This is a genomic window from Bacillus sp. AFS040349 (assembly GCF_002577655.1).
In the GTDB taxonomy this organism is placed as follows: Bacteria; Bacillota; Bacilli; order Bacillales; family Bacillaceae; genus Metabacillus.
The window spans coordinates 1-19606 of sequence record NZ_NUMC01000021.1; the positions used below are offsets into that span (position 1 = coordinate 1).

Annotated in this window: 16 protein-coding genes; 15 read left to right on the forward strand and 1 reads right to left on the reverse strand. The window is 36.0% G+C overall.

Features of this window, described 5'->3' with window-relative positions; all coding sequences use genetic code 11:
* The first annotated feature begins 39 nt into the window (after positions 1-39).
* Together COD11_RS05585 and COD11_RS05595 are read left to right on the forward strand one after the other, a co-directional pair.
* A complete protein-coding gene (locus tag COD11_RS05585) occupies positions 40-246 on the forward strand; it encodes a hypothetical protein (protein ID WP_098795775.1) in 207 nt (68 codons plus the stop codon).
* A gap of 1208 nt (positions 247-1454) precedes the next feature.
* On the forward strand, positions 1455-1946 hold the full coding sequence (locus tag COD11_RS05595) for a hypothetical protein (RefSeq protein ID WP_098795777.1): 492 nt from the start codon (positions 1455-1457) through the stop codon (positions 1944-1946).
* Positions 1947-2458: 512 nt separating this feature from the next.
* Here the strand turns inward: COD11_RS05595 and COD11_RS05600 are convergent.
* Positions 2459-2947, reverse strand: coding sequence for a CBO0543 family protein (locus tag COD11_RS05600; protein ID WP_176550990.1), 489 nt, complete (start codon positions 2945-2947; stop codon positions 2459-2461).
* 432 nt (positions 2948-3379) lie between these two features.
* On the opposite strand from COD11_RS05600, the gene COD11_RS05605 reads away from it, so the two are divergent.
* The 13 genes from COD11_RS05605 (at position 3380) to COD11_RS05665 (ending at position 19578) form a co-directional block, all read left to right on the forward strand.
* Entirely contained in the window at positions 3380-4930 is a 1551-nt protein-coding gene (locus COD11_RS05605) for a response regulator (RefSeq protein ID WP_176550991.1), read from the forward strand.
* The gene (locus tag COD11_RS05610; RefSeq protein ID WP_098795779.1) at positions 4927-6615 is read left to right on the forward strand and encodes a cache domain-containing sensor histidine kinase; all 1689 of its coding nucleotides are present in this window, start codon (positions 4927-4929) and stop codon (positions 6613-6615) included. Before COD11_RS05605 ends, COD11_RS05610 begins: the two co-directional genes overlap by 4 nt.
* Positions 6616-6638: 23 nt before the next feature.
* Complete coding sequence (locus COD11_RS05615) at positions 6639-8024, forward strand: ABC transporter substrate-binding protein (protein ID WP_098795780.1); 1386 nt, start codon at positions 6639-6641, stop codon at positions 8022-8024.
* Positions 8025-8285: 261 nt separating this feature from the next.
* Entirely contained in the window at positions 8286-9299 is a 1014-nt protein-coding gene (locus COD11_RS05620) for a LacI family DNA-binding transcriptional regulator (protein ID WP_098795781.1), read from the forward strand.
* 284 nt (positions 9300-9583) lie between these two features.
* Positions 9584-10750, forward strand: coding sequence for a substrate-binding domain-containing protein (locus COD11_RS05625; protein WP_098795782.1), 1167 nt, complete (start codon positions 9584-9586; stop codon positions 10748-10750).
* Between the two features lie 72 nt (positions 10751-10822).
* The gene (locus tag COD11_RS05630; protein ID WP_098795783.1) at positions 10823-12322 is read left to right on the forward strand and encodes a sugar ABC transporter ATP-binding protein; all 1500 of its coding nucleotides are present in this window, start codon (positions 10823-10825) and stop codon (positions 12320-12322) included.
* On the forward strand, positions 12303-13283 hold the full coding sequence (locus COD11_RS05635) for an ABC transporter permease (RefSeq protein ID WP_098795784.1): 981 nt from the start codon (positions 12303-12305) through the stop codon (positions 13281-13283). The genes COD11_RS05630 and COD11_RS05635 overlap by 20 nt, the downstream gene beginning before the upstream one ends.
* 50 nt (positions 13284-13333) lie before the next feature.
* The gene (locus tag COD11_RS05640) at positions 13334-14512 is read left to right on the forward strand and encodes a Gfo/Idh/MocA family protein (protein WP_098795785.1); all 1179 of its coding nucleotides are present in this window, start codon (positions 13334-13336) and stop codon (positions 14510-14512) included.
* On the forward strand, positions 14509-15477 hold the full coding sequence (locus COD11_RS05645) for a sugar phosphate isomerase/epimerase family protein (protein ID WP_098795786.1): 969 nt from the start codon (positions 14509-14511) through the stop codon (positions 15475-15477). Before COD11_RS05640 ends, COD11_RS05645 begins: the two co-directional genes overlap by 4 nt.
* Before the next feature lie 37 nt (positions 15478-15514).
* On the forward strand, positions 15515-16543 hold the full coding sequence (locus COD11_RS05650; RefSeq protein WP_098795787.1) for a zinc-dependent alcohol dehydrogenase family protein: 1029 nt from the start codon (positions 15515-15517) through the stop codon (positions 16541-16543).
* Between the two features lie 55 nt (positions 16544-16598).
* Positions 16599-17441, forward strand: coding sequence for a sugar phosphate isomerase/epimerase family protein (locus tag COD11_RS05655; RefSeq protein ID WP_098795788.1), 843 nt, complete (start codon positions 16599-16601; stop codon positions 17439-17441).
* 108 nt (positions 17442-17549) lie between these two features.
* Entirely contained in the window at positions 17550-18371 is an 822-nt protein-coding gene (locus COD11_RS05660) for a sugar phosphate isomerase/epimerase family protein (RefSeq protein WP_098795789.1), read from the forward strand.
* A gap of 28 nt (positions 18372-18399) precedes the next feature.
* The gene (locus COD11_RS05665; RefSeq protein WP_098795790.1) at positions 18400-19578 is read left to right on the forward strand and encodes a substrate-binding domain-containing protein; all 1179 of its coding nucleotides are present in this window, start codon (positions 18400-18402) and stop codon (positions 19576-19578) included.
* Positions 19579-19606 lie beyond the last annotated feature (28 nt).

The window sequence follows — 19606 nt, forward strand, 5'->3', positions numbered from 1 at the left end:
AAGTTTTGACAATACGAAAATAAATGGGGGGAGCAAAAAATGAAAAACACAAATATTATTGATATTTTCACCCAAAGACCATACGCGGAACTATCGGCTAAGGACTACCAAAAAAATGACGAATTAACTGTGAAATACGGAGTTTATATGGGATGTTTAAAGAAATCAGACTCTGATAAATTAAGAGAAATGAGAGCAGAATTAGATTTCAAATGTGAACAAATCAATCGTTTAACTGATGAGTAGGAAAGGCTAAGCGCGGAACATCAAGAACTTCTAGATTACTGTTTAAATTACCTTAATTCTTTTGCTTCTAAAATAAATAAAGAGGAAAATGACATAATGATAAGCGAAGATGGACATGTTTGGTTTATTGAAAACCAATATTAGGTGACGCGGAAAATCCCTTGGAATGTCAAAAAGATGTTAATATTAGGGGCAATAACAAATGGAAACAAATAATGTTTTATTTTCATTTAATTTCAATTAAATGAAAATACCGATGTTTATATTAAAAAAACTTATAAATCTTATACTTTTTTATCAATTTTCGTTTTAACACTTTATTATACTTCCAAACTTAAGTCATAAATATAATGGTGAATTTTTAATCCAAAGGTAGTAAAGAATACCATAATTTGTTGGTATTAGAGTTGACGCGGAATTTGATGAAGTAGGTTGCAAAAGTCCAGATTAGAAACATAAGAATGAAGAGACATCTATTTACCGAAATACTTCTTTAATAACAAAAAACAGCCTTTCGGCTGTATAATTACCAGCTATTATCTCCTGAACAGGTTAATTTGGGCACTTGATAATAGCGTTCCTTATAATGGTTTCCTAATTTAAAAATATAGCCTTAAAAAATTCGTTGTGAATTTTAATGAAAATTTTAATAAACTGTAGATAACTTTCTACTTTAATATACAGGATGGTTAATCCGTCCTGTATATTCACCAAAAACTGAGTAATGATTTGAAAATTAATTATGGACTTTAAAGCTGATTCTGCTTCATCTGTAAAAATACTGAAAATCGCGAAAACAAAGGTCGTCCATATTATTGGTACCGTTTCGGACCAATTTTTCTTTCGACAAATTTTAACGATTATCAAAGACACCACTAATGTTGCAAATGCAACTAAGACCAAAAGAACATTTTGAAGCAATTAATAATTCCTGGTGCTTCATCCGTGATAAAACTTTTTCTCCAATCTTTTTCTCTTCTCCATGGTTCTCCCCACCCCAAAGAACCTGCATCACACTACCTTTTTGTTAAGTTTTCCCTGTCATTATAATTTTACTGCAATCTAAAATAATTTCCAATATCGCCATTAGCTATTATTTAATCAAATTGGTGCTTTTTTTTGAAAAACTTTAGGTGCAACTTTCCTGTTGAATATAAGGTTGTATTAATTCAATATTAATTGGAAAAAAATAGTAAAGAGGTGATGAAATGATTAATAGGGATTTTGAAAAAGCTATTTACGATAACTATAAAACATGGGAAAATTTTGAACCAGAGAAGTTTAAAGAAGGGATGCATCCTTATTTCCCTAATCGAATTAATAGTGAATGGGTATATCCACCAAAGCCAACAGTACACGCAATGTATTTCTTCGGAGAATTAAAGAAACGATTATCAAAGCTTATTACTGGTTTTGAGATGGCATTAGAAGTTTGCGTAAAGACTGATGATGATGGCGTTGTATTTATTGATATTGCTGTTTGGTACGGGGGTGAGAAACACGCAATTGAGGTGCATGGGGACACAAAGAAAATAGAGGGAATTGATAAGAAAACGGAATCGGTTGAACCTCATGGCTGGATTGTACATCATGTTTTTAACAGTCAAATTGAAGATGAAGAGTGGCTTGAAACATTGCTAAATGGGATTACTGCAAGCATTGTAAAACAAAATGAAAGTAATCTTAAAGACATTATATAAATTTCTCAATTGGGGTAATCAGATTAAAACCATCTTGTGGCTAATTCTTTTATTAAGGAATTGGTCACAGAGTTGGTCACTGATTAGAAATTTTTCAAAAGAACTAGAGGATAAGATATTTTCCCTGTGTTGTCACAATCCCAATTCTAAAGCACTTTTAAGAATGAAAAAGCATTAGAGGAAAAAAGGGTCTTTGAATTGACAGGGTAGGGGTCGGGGGTTCGAATCCCTCTCGGATCATCAGATGTGAGCTTCAGTTCCTTGGTTTAAAGGGTGGAGCTTCTTTGTTTTTTTCCTAAGTAGAGAACCCCTATGAAAATTAAAGATTAGGAATGTTATTCAATGCTATACCTTATTTCGCGAGTAGTAGACAATATATGTGTAGTGAAAAATGATGAGTAATCAGTGGGAAATAAAATAGTAGCAATGAAATCTTCGCCAAATTTAAGCAATTGCAATCTTTCCTACACCAAAAAGTTAATAAATACTATACATTAACATCAAATGCCCATCTATGATAACTCGTACTTATTATTGAAAATTCTTCTTATAACAGACATTGTAAATCTAACCATTAAAAAGGAAAATGAGAGAGAATAAAAAGTGGTTTTCCAGTTCCATCCATTTTTATATTTAACAAGTTGTGTATTTTTTTCTAGCCATAGCTCGGCAATAGTCATTGGTACACTGAAAAACAGAACTTTTATAAGGCACTTAATAAGGCGAGAATCTTTAGTATGTTGATTATAAAAGACACAAGTAATTGGGAAAAGTAAGTAATCGAACAACACACTTGTTTTAACTTGTTTTGGAAATCGGGTCGGATATTGAACATAGCCTTTATTTACAACCAGATTATCGACCAATGATGCATAGTAACTTTTTATAAAGAAAGTAAGGAGCCAGTCCTTTGCAAGTGGTTTTTTTATTAAATATATAAAAGAGCTAATACCAAAAAAATAAAGGAATTTTATAAGATTTATTTCAAATTTTTGACCCATTGTCTAGCACCTCCACAAAGATAGGTTATCCTTCATGCAGGGGGTTATACAAAGGACATTGCAAAATTAGATAAGTCCGTAATGTATAAACAAGGCTCTATTCTGATCAATTATATTGTGAACCGTTTCACTTAATCTATTGGGAGCTTATGTTGAAGTGACGCCAGTTTTTTAAGTGGATCTCAGGTATTATACTTACATCTGTTCCTGACCATCTAGTATTCTGTAGGAAACCAAGGCTTTTTGAATAAGCCTTGGTTCTTCTTTATAAGGACTACCCCCCTGTGTTACTCTTATCTAAATCAATGAATTGTTTCATCCAAATTTCCCCATAAATTCATCAATTCTAGAACATATTTATATTTTAATTGACCACTAAAACTTGTTCTGGTTAATATAATTATAATTTCCCACTGAATGGAGGGTAAAAGATTGAGGTTATTATTAATTGAAGATGAGCCAGATTCCTTAATAGGTATGAAAATGGCTATTGATTCTCTATATAATGTTGAAGTAGAATTGCTTACCTCAAATAATGCGGAAGATGCAAGAGAGGTAATCTTTAAACACTATCCTGAATTAATTATTACTGATATTATGCTTCCTGGTATATCTGGTCTTGATTTAGTTGAAGAAGTTGTAAATAGTGACTACCAACCAAAGGTTATAGTTGTAAGCGGTTTCGATGATTTTGATTATGCAAGGAGAAGTATACGCTTTGGTGCGGTTGATTATTTATTGAAACCATATAGCACAGAGGAGTTTATAGAAAAGGTAAACAGGACTCTTTCAATGATAAAAGAGGAAAAAGAACAACTTCAGTATACTGAGCAGCAGAAATCATTTGCAGAGATTGGAATACGTTCCATGAGGGACAACTATTTAATCGAGTTTTGTTTAAAAAGAACACCTCTTGAAGAACATCTCTATCATAGACTGTGTTTATGGGATATTGATTGGTTAGCGAATAAATCCTTTTCACTCCTTATTTTTGATGTAAAGGGCTATCCTGACGGAAAACCTTTTACAGAAGAAAATCAATTAAAGACTTTTGTTATAGGAAATATTATGCAGGATGTTATCCGAGATCAAATGCACTCACTCCTTTTTAAAGATCCTAAAAATCGATGTGTATTATTAACCACTATTGACGATACCGAGGAAATGGCTAGATCCATTCAAAAAAAGTTAAAGGAATATCAAAAAATCGAGTTAGCAATAGGCATTAGCACAAAGGTATCATCATTTGAGGAAATGCATGCAGCTTACAGCTCTACACTAAAAGAATTTCAAATAAGCTCTCTAACAAATCGCGAGGAATATGTAAAATCTGATCATCTAATGTCTACAGACCTTACCACTGCTAACCATTTAGCATCTTTAGTTATAAATAAGGATGAAGAAAGCATTCGTCAGGTGGTAAAAGTTTTTTTTCAACAGGTCATATTACTCGATGGACTTGAATCAAGAGACGATATCACGCGAAAAACATTAAACTACTTGTCACAAATCCTTGCAAGTATAAGTGAACAAACCTCAAAGGAACTTAAAGAAATCCCAATGAGTGTATGGGAAAAGGTGGATGAATGCACTACATTAGAAGAATATGAAAAGGTCTTATCTGAGTATTTAACGAGTGTTAGTCATGAGGTTTCAACACATGCTACCAATTCAATCATTGAAAGAGCCATTCAAATAATTCATTCTAGTTACATGGAGGATTTGAGCTTACAAATGATCGCAGACGAGCTATCCTTACATCCAGTCTGGCTAAGTCAGTTGTTTAAAAAAGAAACTGGACAAACATATATGGATTTTTTAACAGAGACGCGGATTAAAAAAGCGAAAACACTTCTAAGAGAAACAAGCATGAAAGTGTATGAGATAGCGGAAGCTGTAGGTTATCAAAATTTACAGCATTTCGGTACTATTTTTAAAAAAAGAACAAGTCAAACACCCAAAGAGTATAGGTACGGAAAATGAAAGTTAGAAAGGTAAGAATAGAAGATAATTTATTTAACAAAATGTTTGTCTTTATTACCTTATCCATTATTATTCCATTAGCATTATTAGGTTATTTATCATATGATCGATCTAAGTCTCAGTTAGAAAAGGTTACCTCTCAGCTTCTTCAAGACAATTTAGAATTGAATAAAAAGCAGGTTAATCGTTTATTAAAAGATGCAGAAAATGAATCAGAAAAAATGGTGACATCTATACAGTTACAAAAGCTCTTGCAAAGTCATCCGCCAACATCTTATGAAGAAGAAAAGGCTTTTATCAATCGGATCAGTCAACTTATTGCCCAATTAAAAGGGACGTACGGAGTATATGTCTTTCCAAAACAAATGAAATATTACCCGAATTATTTGGAGCTAATTAATGGGAGTGATTTTAAGCCAAGCACTGAATTGATGTTAAAAGCCTTTAATTTGAAAGAAAAAGGGGTTTGGTACCATTATTGGGATGAAACTTCAAAGAAGCCAGTTTTAACTTATATAAGAGCGGTTCGTTCATCCTATTATTACGAACCACTAGGTGTTATTGTTCTTAAGATTCCTGATTCACTTGTACGAGAGGAATTATCCTTCCCTTCTTCTTTTAAAAACTACAAAACAATGATTGTTGATCAAGATAAGAACATTATTTCAAGTGAAAACTCTTTGCTTTATAATGAAAAATTTATACCAGAAGGGGATTGGAATACAGCTGAAACTCAATTAAATGATCAGGGATGGAATTTAATTACTGCTCTGCCAAACAAAGAAGTGACAGGCAATATTGAACAAATAAAAAATTTTACTATGTGGATTGTCATAATCAGTATAGTGGTTGTTACGATCTATCTTGCTATTATTGTTCGTAATTTTACGATACCAATTAAAGCACTCGTCACACATATGGAAAAAGTTCGAAGTGGAGTATTAAAGCATTTCCATATGGACAGGTCTAAAAAAGATGAGATTGGGCAACTAGTTGGTGGGTTTAACCAAATGATTACAGGAATGTCTGAACTTATTGAACAAACAAAAAAGATGGAATCAGACAAGCGAAAATTTGAGCTTCAGACATTAAATCATCAAATAAATCCACATTTTTTTTATAATACATTAGATGCGATTAAGTGGAGAGCAGAAAAGGTAGATGAAAAAAATATCGCTTTAATGGTAACGAAATTAGCCAACTTACTTCGATTCAGTTTAAATAATAATAACGAGTGGACAACGGTTGAAAGAGAAATTGAGCATGCTAAGAATTATTTAGACATAGAAAAGCTCAGAAGTAATCGTTTATTTAAAGTATTTGTTCAGGTAGATCCAACGATTTTGAAATTAGAGGTCATCAAGCTAATCCTTCAACCAATCGTAGAAAATTGCATCAAGCATGGAATTAGTAACTTGCCAGAAGGTAAGGGGAAAATTCTGTTAACCGTTAAACGCATTGAACAGGATATTATCTTTATTATTGAAGATAATGGTCCAGGGCTGAATAGTAACCTAGTGGATAAAGAAAGAAATTCAAATCATGTGCATCATGGAATTGGGTTGAAAAATGTTCATAAACGACTTCAACTTCATTTTGGAACTGAGTATGGAATAATAGTTGATGAAGATCATCATGAAGGCTTTAGAGTGATCTTGCGGCATCCGGTTCATGAGGAAGAATAATGAGCTAAAAGGGGGGGAGATAATTGACTAAGCACTATACTCTCTTGATTTTTATTATTGTGAGTTCTATTATTTTAACGGCTTGCAGTCAACAATTAAGAAAGCGAGAAGAGGCTAAAGAAGAAAATAAAGAAGTCGAAGTGAAAGAACAGATATCCTTAAATGGTGTTTTTCTTAATACGACATGGGGAGAGGTAACCCAAAAGTTAGCGGAAGAATATGAGAACGAAACAGGAGTATCTGTCAATATTGAGTTAGTAGGACGTGACATGATTTTTCAAAAATTAGCTCTTTCGATCGCTGGTAATGCTAATTATGACCTTTTTAATGTTGATTACAACTGGGTGCCTGAACTTGTCTCTACAAATAGCTTACTACCCTTAGAAACCTATATAGAAAAAAACATAGTAGATATGGAAGGTTTTTTGCCTAGAGCACTAGCTCTTACACAATGGAATGGAGAAAACGGTGGATATGGTGAGGGCGGCAATATATATGGATTGCCACAGACGATACACCCTCATATCCTTTGGTACCGATCTGATTTATTTGAGCATGAAAAACTGAAATCAGAGTTTAAAGCCATATACGGGTATGACTTATCTCCGCCCAAAAAAATGCAGCAATTTCGTGATATGGCTAAATTTTTTAATGGGAAAATGGTGAACGGGAAAAAAATTTATGGCTGGGCTGGACAAGCTAGTGAAGGATTCGGCAATGTGCATACATGGTTAACATTTGTCTACTCTAACGGCGGAGATGTTATTGATTGGAATAAGATGACATCATCATTATCAACTCCAGAAGTCATAGAGGCGACAAAGACGTGGATTGACCTACTCCAATTCTCTCCTCCAGGTATAAATGATTATACCTTTTCAGAAGTATCAGCTGATGCTGCAGAAGGAAATGTTGCAATGGCTATACACTGGTCTTGGGCCGCTGATAAGGTAGACGATCGGGCATATTCTAATACTGTTGGTCAATGGGAATTTGTCCAAACACCTGCAATGAAATCATCTGTCCCACACCTTGCTGGCTGGTCAATTGTTATTCCTAGAACGTCAAAGTATCCTGAAGAAGCGTTTAAATTTATGGTTTGGTTAGAAAGTAAACAAAATGATGTTAGACAAGCTCAGATGGGCGGGGGAGATCCAGTCCGACTCTCTTCCTATTTAGTCCCAACTCTTAAGCAGTTGAAAGTTGAGGGAACTGATGTTAACAAATTTCGCCGATACGAAGCAGTAAATGAAGCAATGAAGACAGCAAAAGCTCGTCCATTTTTCCCACAGGAAGAACAATGGGAAAGTGTTGTAACCGGTTATTTACACGATGCCCAGCTAGGGAAAATGTCAGTTGAAGAAGCATTAATGAAGGCTGATGAAGCTGTAAATAATTTGTTGAGATAATTTAAAATTTTCCTCGATCCTCAGATTTCTGAGGTTTTTTTGTTGTTGAAAACCTATAATTTCCAACAGAGAAAGCGTAATCACTCATCTCTACATCTACACTAAAAATGCATGGTGAAAAATTAAATTAACCATGTTTTTTCGATTTTCAATAACCGGTAAGATAAAACTAAGAAATAAACAAGCAATACATTTTATCTAAACGAAAATGATTGCGATTACAATTTTACATTAATAAGTTCATAGAAAAGAGAGTCTTAGATGGTTAGAATCGTAGATGTTGCAAAGAAGGCAAATGTTTCCACTGCTACAGTCTCTAGAGTCATAAGTAAGCCTGATACTGTAAGAGAGGAAACAATTAACAAAGTATTAAGAGCCATTAAAGAATTAAACTATCATCCAAATGTTTTAGCACGTCAGCTAAGGACTTCAGAAACTAAAACAGTGATTGTTGTGATTCCGGATATATCTAATCCTTTCTTTTCGAAGGTTCTACGAGGAATAGAAAATCTTGCATCAGCTAATGGATATCAAGTTTTACTTGGTGATGCTGGGAATGATAGTGAACAGGAAAGTCGGTATTTAGATATGCTCCGTCAAAAAAAAGCAGACGGAATGATCTTATTAACAGCAAAGATGAAAGCAGAGCTTGTCGAAGAAATGGCAAATGAATTTCCTGTAGTACTTGCCTGTGAATATATTGAAGGCTCTTCTATTCCAACCATTTCAATCGACAATGTTAGCAGTGCTAGAAAAGCAACAGAATATTTAATTCAGTTAGGACACCGAAGAATAGGAACTATTTCTGGGCCACTTGATAGTGTATTAGGACAGGATCGATTAAAGGGTTTTTACCAGGCGATGGCAAGGTATAGCTTATCAATAGATCCAGTACTAGTACAAGAAGGCCAATTTAATTATGAAAGCGGATTTAATTTAATGAAGAAGTTTTTAGCGCTCAATAGAATCCCAACCGGAGTATTTGCAGCGAATGATGAAATGGCTTTGGGTGCCATTAGAGCCATAAGAACAATGAACCTTAGAGTACCTGAAGACATCTCGGTTATTGGATTCGATGATATTCATTTTTCTTCTATTTTCGAGCCTGCTTTGACCACAATCTCACAACCAGCTTTTGAAATAGGGTCTAAAGCGATGGAACTATTAATTATGCTAATGGATAAAAAGAGAATCGAGAAAAATCAATATATTTTAGATGACAGTCTTGTCATAAGAGAATCGTGCTCAAAAATCAATAAATCATTACAAGATTAATGTAATCGGTTACAACTATCAGTTCACTCATAACTTTTAAACCTAGTAAACAGGGGTGAAAAGTTTATTTTAATAAAGAAAATGTAATGGATTACAAAATAAAGAAATTAGATTTTCATTCATTTTCTCTAAAAGTTAAGAAAGCGATAATTTATAGCTTTGTATTGCAGTTGATTTGTAAACGATTACAAATTCCTGCCAATTGAACTTTAAAGGAGGTGGTTGTAAACGTTAGTTAAACCATACAAAAGATTAAACTACATGAAAAACATGGGGGTTATGAAATGAAAAAGAATCTATTAATTTCCGTATTAATGCTACTCGTTTTTAGCGTAATAATCGGATGTGGAAATAAGGAAGAAGCACAGACAACAGAAGGAAGCACAGAAAAAAATGAAAATTACCTCTCTGAATCAGGGCCACTAACAATAAACCCTGAGATTCCAGATATAGAAGTTCTAGATAAAGGACCAAATGGAGAACAAGCAGTTTCTGCAAAGTCTTTACAGTTAACTGAAGAAGAGCTTCAAAAAATTAAGGATGGAAATTATAAAGCAGCCATTGTTATGCACTATTCAGGTACAGATTATATGAATGCGGCAGTTGGAGCGATGCAAGATACATTTGAAAAAATGGGAATTGAAGTTGTAGCTGTTACAGATGCACAATTTAAGGCTGAGAAACAGGTAAACGACATTGAAACGGTTTTAGCAAAAAAACCAGATATTATGATTTCGGTTCCGGTTGACGCAGTATCAACTGCACCAGCTTATAAAAAAGCAGTAGAACAAGGCGTTAAGCTAGTATTCATGGATGGAGCAGCAGAAGGTCTTGAAGCAGGTAAGGATTATATCAGTATTGTTTCCGGTGACAACTATGGAAACGGTGCTCTAGCAGCGGACATTATGGCAGAAAAAATTGGTGGCAAAGGGAAAGTAGGTATCGTTTATCACGATGTTAACTTCTTCGTAACCAAAAACCGCTCAGATGCTTTTGAAGCAACAATCAAAGAGAAATATCCTGACATTGAAATCGTAGCACAAGGTGGAATTACAGACCCGAATAAAGGAGAAGAAGTTGCTTCAGCAATGCTGACAAGAAACCCAGACATTGATGGTATTTTCGCTCCTTGGGATGTACCCGCAGAAGGTGTAATGGCAGCAGCTCGTACAGCCGGAAGAGATGACTTAGTTGTGACAACAGTTGATTTAGGTACAAATGTAGCGATTTCAATCGCATCTGATGGAATCGTTCAAGGACTAGGTGCTCAATTACCTTATGATCAAGGTGTAGCACAGGGCATTCTTTCAGGATATGCGATATTAGGTAAAGAAGCTCCTCCTTATGTTGCTTCTCCTGCCATTGAAGTAACAAAAGAAAATGTTCTTGATTCTTGGAAATTAATTTATGGGGTTGAAGCTCCTTCAACTGTTAAAGATGCATTGAAATAAGAGACTAGTAACAAGTGTATAGAGGCTATCAATTTCTTAAAGCCTCTATAACCAAAGGAAGGTGAACAAACAATGGATCAACCTATTCTTGAAATGAAGAATATAAATAAAGCGTTTAATGGTATTACGGTTCTAGACCAGGTTAACTTTTCAGTGAAAAAAGGAGAAGTACATGCCTTAATGGGTGGAAATGGTGCAGGAAAATCTACATTAATGAAAATTCTTACAGGCGTTTATACTGCAGACAGTGGAGACATTTTAATTGAAGGAAAACCTGTAAGCATTAAAAGCTTTGATGACGCAAAGGCAAATAAGATCTCAATGATCTTCCAAGAGTTTAGCTTAGTACCAACCCTTACAGTTGCCCAAAATATCTTTTTAACGAGAGAAGATAAGACATCACTTGGGCTTTTAAATGATAAAGAATGTGAAAAGAAAACAGAGGTTCTATTAAAGGAACTTGGGGTTGATATCAGCCCATCTGATGTTGTTCAAAATCTAGGAGTTGGCTATTGGCAAATGACTGAGATTGCAAAAGCACTATCTCAGGAAGCGAAAATATTGATAATGGATGAGCCAACCTCTTCGTTAACTCAAACGGAAACGGAAGTATTATTCAAGTTTATCAATCAATTAAAAGCAAAGGGTTATGCGATTATTTATATATCTCACAGAATGGATGAGATTTTCGAAATTTGTGATCGCATCACGATCTTGCGTGATGGTCAATATATTACAACCGAGGATTGTAGTGAAACTGATCTTGATACAGTTATTCAGCATATTGTAGGACAAGAATTTGACCAAGCCTTTGAATATCAAGAGAGGGAATACTCGAAAGAAGCACCGCCGATTTTTGAGGTAAAAAATGTAAGCGCTGGAGATAAGGTTCAAAATATTAATCTTAAAATACAACCTGGAGAAATAGTAGGAATTGCTGGATTGATGGGGAGTGGCCGAACGGAATTAGTTCGTTGCTTATTTGGAATTGACTCAATAGAAAGTGGTGAAATTTACGTTGATGGTCAAAAACGTTCAATTAATTCGGCTAAGGATGCAATAGACTCAGGGATTGCATTAATTCCCGAGGATCGACGTGTGCAAGGATTGGTTCTAGAACATAGTGTGAAAGACAATATGATTCTACCAATCTTATCTAAAGTGAATAAAGGATTGTTTATTGATAACAAAAAAGCAAATGAAATAAGCAATCAACTTGTCAAAAAGTTAAATGTTAAAACTGATGATATCTTTAAAAAATCAGGCCTATTGTCAGGTGGAAATCAGCAAAAAATTGTTCTTGCAAAATGGTTAGCAAATAACCCAACCGTTTTATTGCTTGATGAACCAACAATTGGTGTAGACATTGGAGCAAAAACAGAAATTATCGACATTATTAGAGAATTAGCTATTAGCGGCAAGGCCATACTTGTCATTTCATCAGAAATCCCTGAACTTCTTGCTATGAGTGATCGTGTTCTTGTGATGCATCAAGGCAAGATAAAAAAGGAACTACAACGAACTGAGATTAAATCAGAGGAGGATCTACAATATGCAATCCAAGGTTTCTAAAGTGGAAAAACCAGCATTACCTATGTTTAAGAAATTTGAATGGCGTAACTATATCGTCTATTTTGCCTTCGTAGGAGTGTTAATCTACTTTTCTATCAATTTATATGATGAAGGGTTTTTATCTTCAAGCAATCTATTAAACATTGTGAGACAAACAGCAACCATTTCTTTAATGGCACTTGCAATGACATTTGTTATCAGTACAGGTGAAATTGATCTTTCTGTTGGTTCGATAGCCGCTTTATCTTCATTAGTTGGAGCATTAGCACTACAGGCAGGCTACGGTATCATTGGCGGATTAATCGGTGGTGTTGGTACAGGTATTGTTGTTGGCCTAATTAACGGTTTACTCGTTACAAAAGTAGCAATTCCATCCTTCCTAGTAACACTAGGGACAATGGGAGCGATAAAAGGTGTTGCGATGTGGGTAACAGATACAGCTCCAGTTCCAATTGTTAACTCAAATTTCAACTTTATCTTTGGTTCTGGTGATATTGGGCCAATTCCGGTATTACTTTTATGGACGGTTGTCTTTACAATCATTGCTCATGTTTTACTACGTAAGACGTCTTTTGGAAGACAAGTATTAGCAACTGGTGGTAATGAAAGCGCTGCACGTTTCTCAGGTGTAAAGACGATGAAAATTAAGTTGCTCGTTTTCTTAGGAACAGGTGCAATGGCTGGTTTAGCGGGATTACTTTATGCAGGCCGTATGAACGCAGGAAGATTTTCATTCGGTGAAGGAGATGAGCTTTCTGTTATTGCTGCTGTCATTTTAGGTGGAACAAGTCTTTTTGGTGGAGTCGGGACAATTATTGGAACACTCGTAGGATCTTTAATGATTGGGACAATTAATAATGGACTTATCATTATGGGGCTGGATGTTAGTCAGCAAATGATTATAAAAGGAATCATCATCATTTTAGCTGTAGCTTTCGGTAAAAAAGCAATTAAGAGATAAATAGAGAAAAGGAATCATCAAGAAGAAATGACAGAGCAGGAGGATGAAACATGGATAAAATAAAGGTCGGGATTATTGGTACAGGTTTTATTGGGCCAACTCATATCGAAGCAATTAGAAGACTTGGATTTGTAGAAGTGGTTGCTTTAGCAGAAACAAGCCAGGAGCAAGCGGAAACAAAAGCTGCTGAACTTGGTATTCCACTTGCTTATGGAGATTACCGCGAAATGCTTAAAAATGATGAGATCGAGGTTGTGCATAACTGTACGCCAAATCATGTTCACTTTGCGATAAATAAGGACATCATTTTAGCCGGTAAACATGTGATATCTGAAAAGCCGTTAGCAATGAACAGTGAAGAGTCAGCAGAATTGTTGACTCTAGCTAAAACAAAAGATGTTGTTCATGGTGTGAATTTCAATTATAGACAGCATGCAAGTGTCCAAAATTTACATGCGATGATTTCAAGAGGAGATCTAGGAAAAGTCAACTTGGTGCATGGGAGCTATCTACAAGATTGGTTGTTATATGAAACGGATTTTAACTGGAGATTAGCCCCAGAGGTAGGGGGGAAATCCCGTGCTATTGCAGATATTGGCTCACATTGGTGTGATACGGTTCAATATGTAACAGGGAAAAAAATCGTAGAAGTTTTCGCTGATCTTGCCACGGTTATCCCTGTAAGAAAGAAAGCAATATCTGGCAGTAATACGTTCAGCGCGGTCAATCATGAGGAGCAGGAGTATGAGGATGTTGCCATCAATACAGAGGATTATGCATCAGTACTGGTTCGTTTTGAGGATGGCTCAAGAGGTGTTTTCACCGTTTCACAAGTAAGTGCAGGAAGAAAAAATAGACTGAGTTTTGAAATAGATGCTAGTAAGAGTTCAGTATTTTGGAATCAAGAGGAACCGGAGAAATTGTGGATTGGCCACCGCGATAAACCAAACGAAATTCTATTAGCAGATCCGAGCTTATTCTCGGCAGAAGCAAAATCGGCCATTCATCATCCGGGTGGACATAATGAAGGCTGGCCAGATGCATTAAAAAATATGATGCTAAATTTCTATACGTTTGTTAGAGAAGAAAAAAGTCTTAAAACAGATAAACCTAACTTTGCCACGTTTGAAGATGGTCACTTATCAATGTGTATTACTGATGCTATCTTAGAAAGTCACCAACAGCAGAAATGGGTGAAGGTCAAGCAAGAAAAGGAGGTCTATTCATGAAACTAGGTGTTTTTACACCACTTTATCAAAACCTCCCATTTGAAACGATGCTAGATAAAGTGAAGGAAATGGGATTAGAAACGGTTGAACTTGGGACAGGAAATTATCCTGGTAACCATCACTGTGATCCAGATGAATTACTTCAATCACCTGAAAAAGCAAAGGCGTTCATGAGAGCGATTGAAAGCAGAGGATTATCCATTAGTGGGCTTAGTTTCCATGGGAATCCTTTGCACCCTAATAAAAAGTTAGCAGATGATTCTCATGAGGTGTGGAGAAAAACAGTTCTTCTAGCTGAAAAATTAGAAATACCTGTTGTAAATGGATTCTCCGGATGTCCTGGAGATCATAATGAAGCAAAAAATCCAAACTGGGTAACATGCTCGTGGCCGCCAGAATTTACAGAAGTTTTAAATTGGCAGTGGAATGAAGTAGTGATTCCTTACTGGAAGGAAGAAGCGAAGTTTGCCAGATCACGTGGTATTCAAGTTGCGTTTGAAATGCATCCTGGATTTGTCGTTTATAACCCTGAAACATTGCTAAAGTTACGAGAACATGCAGGAGATAACATCGGAGCAAATTTTGATCCAAGTCATTTAGTTTGGCAAGGAATCGATCCAATTGCAGCGATTAAAAAGCTTGGACGTGAAAATGCGATCTTCCATTTCCATGCAAAGGACACCTATTTGGATAAAGAAAACATAAAAGTAAACGGTGTTTTAGATACGAAGCACTACAGTGAGATTTTAGACCGATCATGGACATTTCGATCAGTTGGATATGGACATGAAGAGAAATTATGGAAAGACATGATTAGTTCATTGCGAGCAGTTGGTTATGATTATGTGATCTCAATTGAACATGAAGATATGCTGGCTTCGACTGATGAAGGACTAAAAAAAGCAATCTCTCTATTAAAAGGAGCCATGTTTAAAGAAGAGCTAACTGAAATGTGGTGGGCTTAATAAAAGCAAACAATTCAACAATGGAGGCGAAACAACAATGTCAATGAAGGCTGTTTTTTTCCCAGGAGATAAAAAAGTAGAAATTCGTGAGGTAGACATTCCAACTCCTGGTCAGGGAGAAGTGTTAATTCAGTTAAAAGCATCCGCTATATGCCGTAGTGATATGAGCTTATACCATGGTACGTCTGTATTTGAAGGGACAAAAACAGGTTGTACGGTTCCAGGTCACGAGCCGGCAGGTGTGATTACAGGTGTAGGTCCAGGAGTGACAAAATTCCAAGATGGAGATCGCGTAGCTGTTTATTTAGCACTAGGCTGTGGTGAATGTGCACATTGTAAGAGTGGCTACAAAATGTTCTGTAAGGAATTTAAATGTATTGGCTTTGACTCTCATGGTGGTGACGCAGATTATATGGTAGTTCCAGCTGAAAATTGCATGAGATTACCTGATAGTATGAGTTTTGTTACAGCTGCTGTATCGACGGATGCAGTTGGTACTCTCTACCATGCTCAAAGAAGAATGAACATATCTGGAAAAGATACGCTCGTTATTTTTGGAATGGGTCCTATGGGTGGGGCTGGCGTTATGATTGCAAAAGGCTTAGGCGCAACTGTTATTGCCGTTGATATGCTTGATGAACGCCTAGAATTAGCAAAAGATCTAGCTGCTGATTACACAATTAATGGAAAAGAATTTAACGTACAAGAAGAGATTAATCGCATTACAAATGGAGCAGGTGCTGATGCAGCAATCGATTGCTCTGGAAGTCCTTATGCTGAAAATGATGCGCTAGATTGTGTGAAAGCTCATGGAAGAGTTGCGTTCATCGGTGAAAGCAAAGAAACAACCATTAAACCAAGTCAGCAATTAATTCGTAAACAAATTACTGTTATGGGCTCCTGGTATTTCCCGATTCAAGAATTTGATGAAATTACAGAATTTATTGTGAGAAAAAATCTACCTGTTGAAAAACTAGTTACACATACGTTCAAACTTGAAGAAGCAGCAGATGCATTCCGTATGTTCGATGAAAGAAAAACAGAAAAAGCTGTGTTTGTTTGGTGATAACAGAGAAGATAGTTACTTACTACGATTCTCAAAAAATAGGAGTTGATGTTGTATGTTAAAGGGCATTTCTTTCAATACATGGGTTTATAGCAGTTTTCCAGCTTGGGTACCTTCTTATCCTCTAGAGGAAGTAATTAACCGTTTATCATCATTTGGATACGATGCAATTGAAATTGGCTGCGCAAGTCCTCATGCTTGGCCAGATTATTTATCACCAGAGAGAAGACAAGAAATATTTAATCTATTAAAAGAAAAGAACTTAAAAGTTTCAGCTATGCTACCAGCTCCAGGTGGTGGTCCTGGTATGAATCCAAGCTCACCAATTAAAGAGGAAAGAGAATTTACGATTCAGCATTATAAAGATGTTGTTAGATTAGCACATGATTGGGAATGTCCAACTGTTATGTGGATTGCTGGATGGGTACCATTTGGAACATCACAGCAGGATGCTTGGAATTATAGCTTAGAAGGTTTAAGAGAAGTTGCAAATTATGCAAAAGATTTTGGCATCACGTTAGTTGTTGAACCTACTCCTGCTGATAGTAATTTAATAGAAACTGCTGATGATGCACTTCTTTTAGCCGAGGAATCAGAAATGGATAATGTGAAAGTAATGTTTGATACATTCCATGCACTTTATCGAAATGAAGTACCTAGTGATTATGTTTATCGCATGAAGGAAAAATTACACCATGTTCATATTTCGGATAATGATCGCCTTCCTCCAGGAGAAGGAAGATGTGACTTCGATGCGGTGTTAAAAGCTTTAAAGGACATTAATTATGATGGATATCTTTCAATGGAAGTTGGTTTCCATTCTAGACAATCAGAACCAGATTGGTACGCAAAAACATCAATTGAATTCTTAAAACAAAAGATATCTGAAATCTACTAAGAACTAAGGTGTGGATTCTATAATGGTTAGAATCCACCGTAAGTCTACAGTTTCATTTCTTGGCCGGGAGTATTGTTCAATATCATCATTTGAATTAGGAGGAACATAATGAAGTTAGGTTATCAAACGAACACTTGGGGAGGCGTAGTTGGCCATCCTGCAGGTGTAACGTCAGTAAAAGATGCATACTATCTTGCAAATGGCTCAACGGAGGAAGCGTTGGAAGATATTGCTGCAGCAGGCTATCAGGGCTTTGAGCTTTTTGATGGAAATCTAATGCAATATAAAGGAAAAGAAGAAGAGTTTAAGAGACTCGTTGAAAAAAATTCGTTAGACTTTATCGGAGTTTATACTGGTGGGAACTTTATCTTTCCGGACATTTTAGAAGATGAATTAGTGAAAATTGAAGAAGTTGCTGCTCTAGCATCTACTCTAGGAGCAGAGCACCTAGTTGTTGGTGGAGGAGCCGTTCGAGCTAAAGGTATTTTAGAGAGCGATTACAAAGATTTAGGTGAAGCATTAGATAAAGTCAGTCATATTGCGGAAAAATATGGTCTCATTGCTAGCTACCATCCACACTTAGGTACTTGTGTTCAGTCACCGGAACAATTAGAAAAATTAATGCCTCTAACCATGATTAACTTATGCCCAGACACAGCTCATATTGAAGCGGGTGGAGGAGATCCAGTGGAGGTCATGAGAAAATACATCGATCGTATTAAATATGTTCATCTTAAAGATTATCAAAACGGAGAGTTTTTACCATTAGGGGATGGAGATCAAGTCTTTGATGCAATGCTTAAAGTATTAGACGAAGCTCAATATGATGGGTGGATAACAGTTGAACTTGATAGCTACCAAGATCCAAAGGTTGGTGCAGAAATTAGTCGTAAATATCTTTCAAAATATGAATCTTTGACATCAAATTAAAGATTGTCCAAAACAAGGGGGACTCGATATGAAAAAGTTACTTTCTATTTTATCTATGGTTTTGTTAGCAACAATGCTAGGTCTTGTAGGATGCAGTCAAGGAAGTTCTACTACCTCTGAAACAAGTGATCAAGATCAAGGTTCAGAAGAACAAGACACAACAGAAGCATATGGTCCTATCGTCATTAACCAGGAAATTCCTGATCAAGAAATCTTAAGTAAAGGGCCTGATGGAGAGTCGGCTGTCTCCGCAAAAACACTTGAGCTAACAGAAGAGGAAGTTCAAAAGATTAAAGATGGTAACTATAAGGCAGCTATTGTCATGCACTATGCTGGAAATGACTGGGCTACAGCACAAATTGAAGGGTTGAAAGCAACATTTTCCAAAATGGGAATTGAGATAGTAGCAGTAACAGACGCGCAATTTAAAGCAGAAAAACAAGTATCAGATATTGAAACAGTATTAGCTAAAGATCCAGATATCATCGTTGGGATCCCTGTTGACCCTGTGTCTACAGCATCGGCATTTAAGAAAGCGGCTGATGCGGGTGTCAAAGTAGTCTTTATGGATAATAAGCCAAATAATTTAGAAGCTGGTAAAGATTATGTCAGTGTTGTATCTGCTGATAACTATGGCAATGGAGTTCAAGCAGCTGAAATCATGGCAGAAGAATTAGGTGGAAAAGGAAATATCGGTGTTGTTTATCATGATGCAGATTATTTTGTTACAAAGCAACGTGTTGAAGCATTTGAGAAAACAATAACAGAAAAATATCCTGACATAAAGATCGTAGAGCGTGGAGGAATTGTGGCACCTAACGATGGAGAGAAGGTTGCTTCAGGTATGTTAACAAAAAATCCAGATCTTGATGGAATGTTCGTCGTTTGGGATGTTCCTGCTGAAGGGGCATTAGCAGCAGCACGTACCGCTGGAAGGAATGACCTAGTAATCACAACAATTGACTTAGGAACAACAGTTGCCATTGATATTGCATCAGATGGAATGATTAAAGGCTTAGGCGCACAACTTCCATATGATCAAGGAATCTCAGAAGCGATCTTAGCTGGATATGGTTTGCTTGGAAAAGAAGCACCTGCATATGTAGCAGTTCCCGCATTAAAAGTAACACCGGATAATGTATTAGATTCCTGGAAACTTGTATATTCAAAAGAAGCTCCAAATACGATTCAAGAAGCTGCAAAATAATAGAAGACTAAATAATTGGAGGGAATAA

Bases quoted from the DNA above. Each gene is read 5' to 3' on its own strand.
- COD11_RS05585 (WP_098795775.1), top strand. From the start codon at position 40: ATGAAAAACACAAATATTATTGATATTTTCACCCAAAGACCATACGCG.
- COD11_RS05595 (WP_098795777.1), top strand. From the start codon at position 1,455: ATGATTAATAGGGATTTTGAAAAAGCTATTTACGATAACTATAAAACA.
- COD11_RS05600 (WP_176550990.1), bottom strand. From the start codon at position 2,947: ATGGGTCAAAAATTTGAAATAAATCTTATAAAATTCCTTTATTTTTTT.
- COD11_RS05610 (WP_098795779.1), top strand. From the start codon at position 4,927: ATGAAAGTTAGAAAGGTAAGAATAGAAGATAATTTATTTAACAAAATG.
- COD11_RS05620 (WP_098795781.1), top strand. From the start codon at position 8,286: ATGGTTAGAATCGTAGATGTTGCAAAGAAGGCAAATGTTTCCACTGCT.
- COD11_RS05625 (WP_098795782.1), top strand. From the start codon at position 9,584: ATGAAAAAGAATCTATTAATTTCCGTATTAATGCTACTCGTTTTTAGC.
- COD11_RS05630 (WP_098795783.1), top strand. From the start codon at position 10,823: ATGGATCAACCTATTCTTGAAATGAAGAATATAAATAAAGCGTTTAAT.
- COD11_RS05635 (WP_098795784.1), top strand. From the start codon at position 12,303: ATGCAATCCAAGGTTTCTAAAGTGGAAAAACCAGCATTACCTATGTTT.
- COD11_RS05640 (WP_098795785.1), top strand. From the start codon at position 13,334: ATGGATAAAATAAAGGTCGGGATTATTGGTACAGGTTTTATTGGGCCA.
- COD11_RS05645 (WP_098795786.1), top strand. From the start codon at position 14,509: ATGAAACTAGGTGTTTTTACACCACTTTATCAAAACCTCCCATTTGAA.
- COD11_RS05650 (WP_098795787.1), top strand. From the start codon at position 15,515: ATGTCAATGAAGGCTGTTTTTTTCCCAGGAGATAAAAAAGTAGAAATT.
- COD11_RS05655 (WP_098795788.1), top strand. From the start codon at position 16,599: ATGTTAAAGGGCATTTCTTTCAATACATGGGTTTATAGCAGTTTTCCA.
- COD11_RS05660 (WP_098795789.1), top strand. From the start codon at position 17,550: ATGAAGTTAGGTTATCAAACGAACACTTGGGGAGGCGTAGTTGGCCAT.
- COD11_RS05665 (WP_098795790.1), top strand. From the start codon at position 18,400: ATGAAAAAGTTACTTTCTATTTTATCTATGGTTTTGTTAGCAACAATG.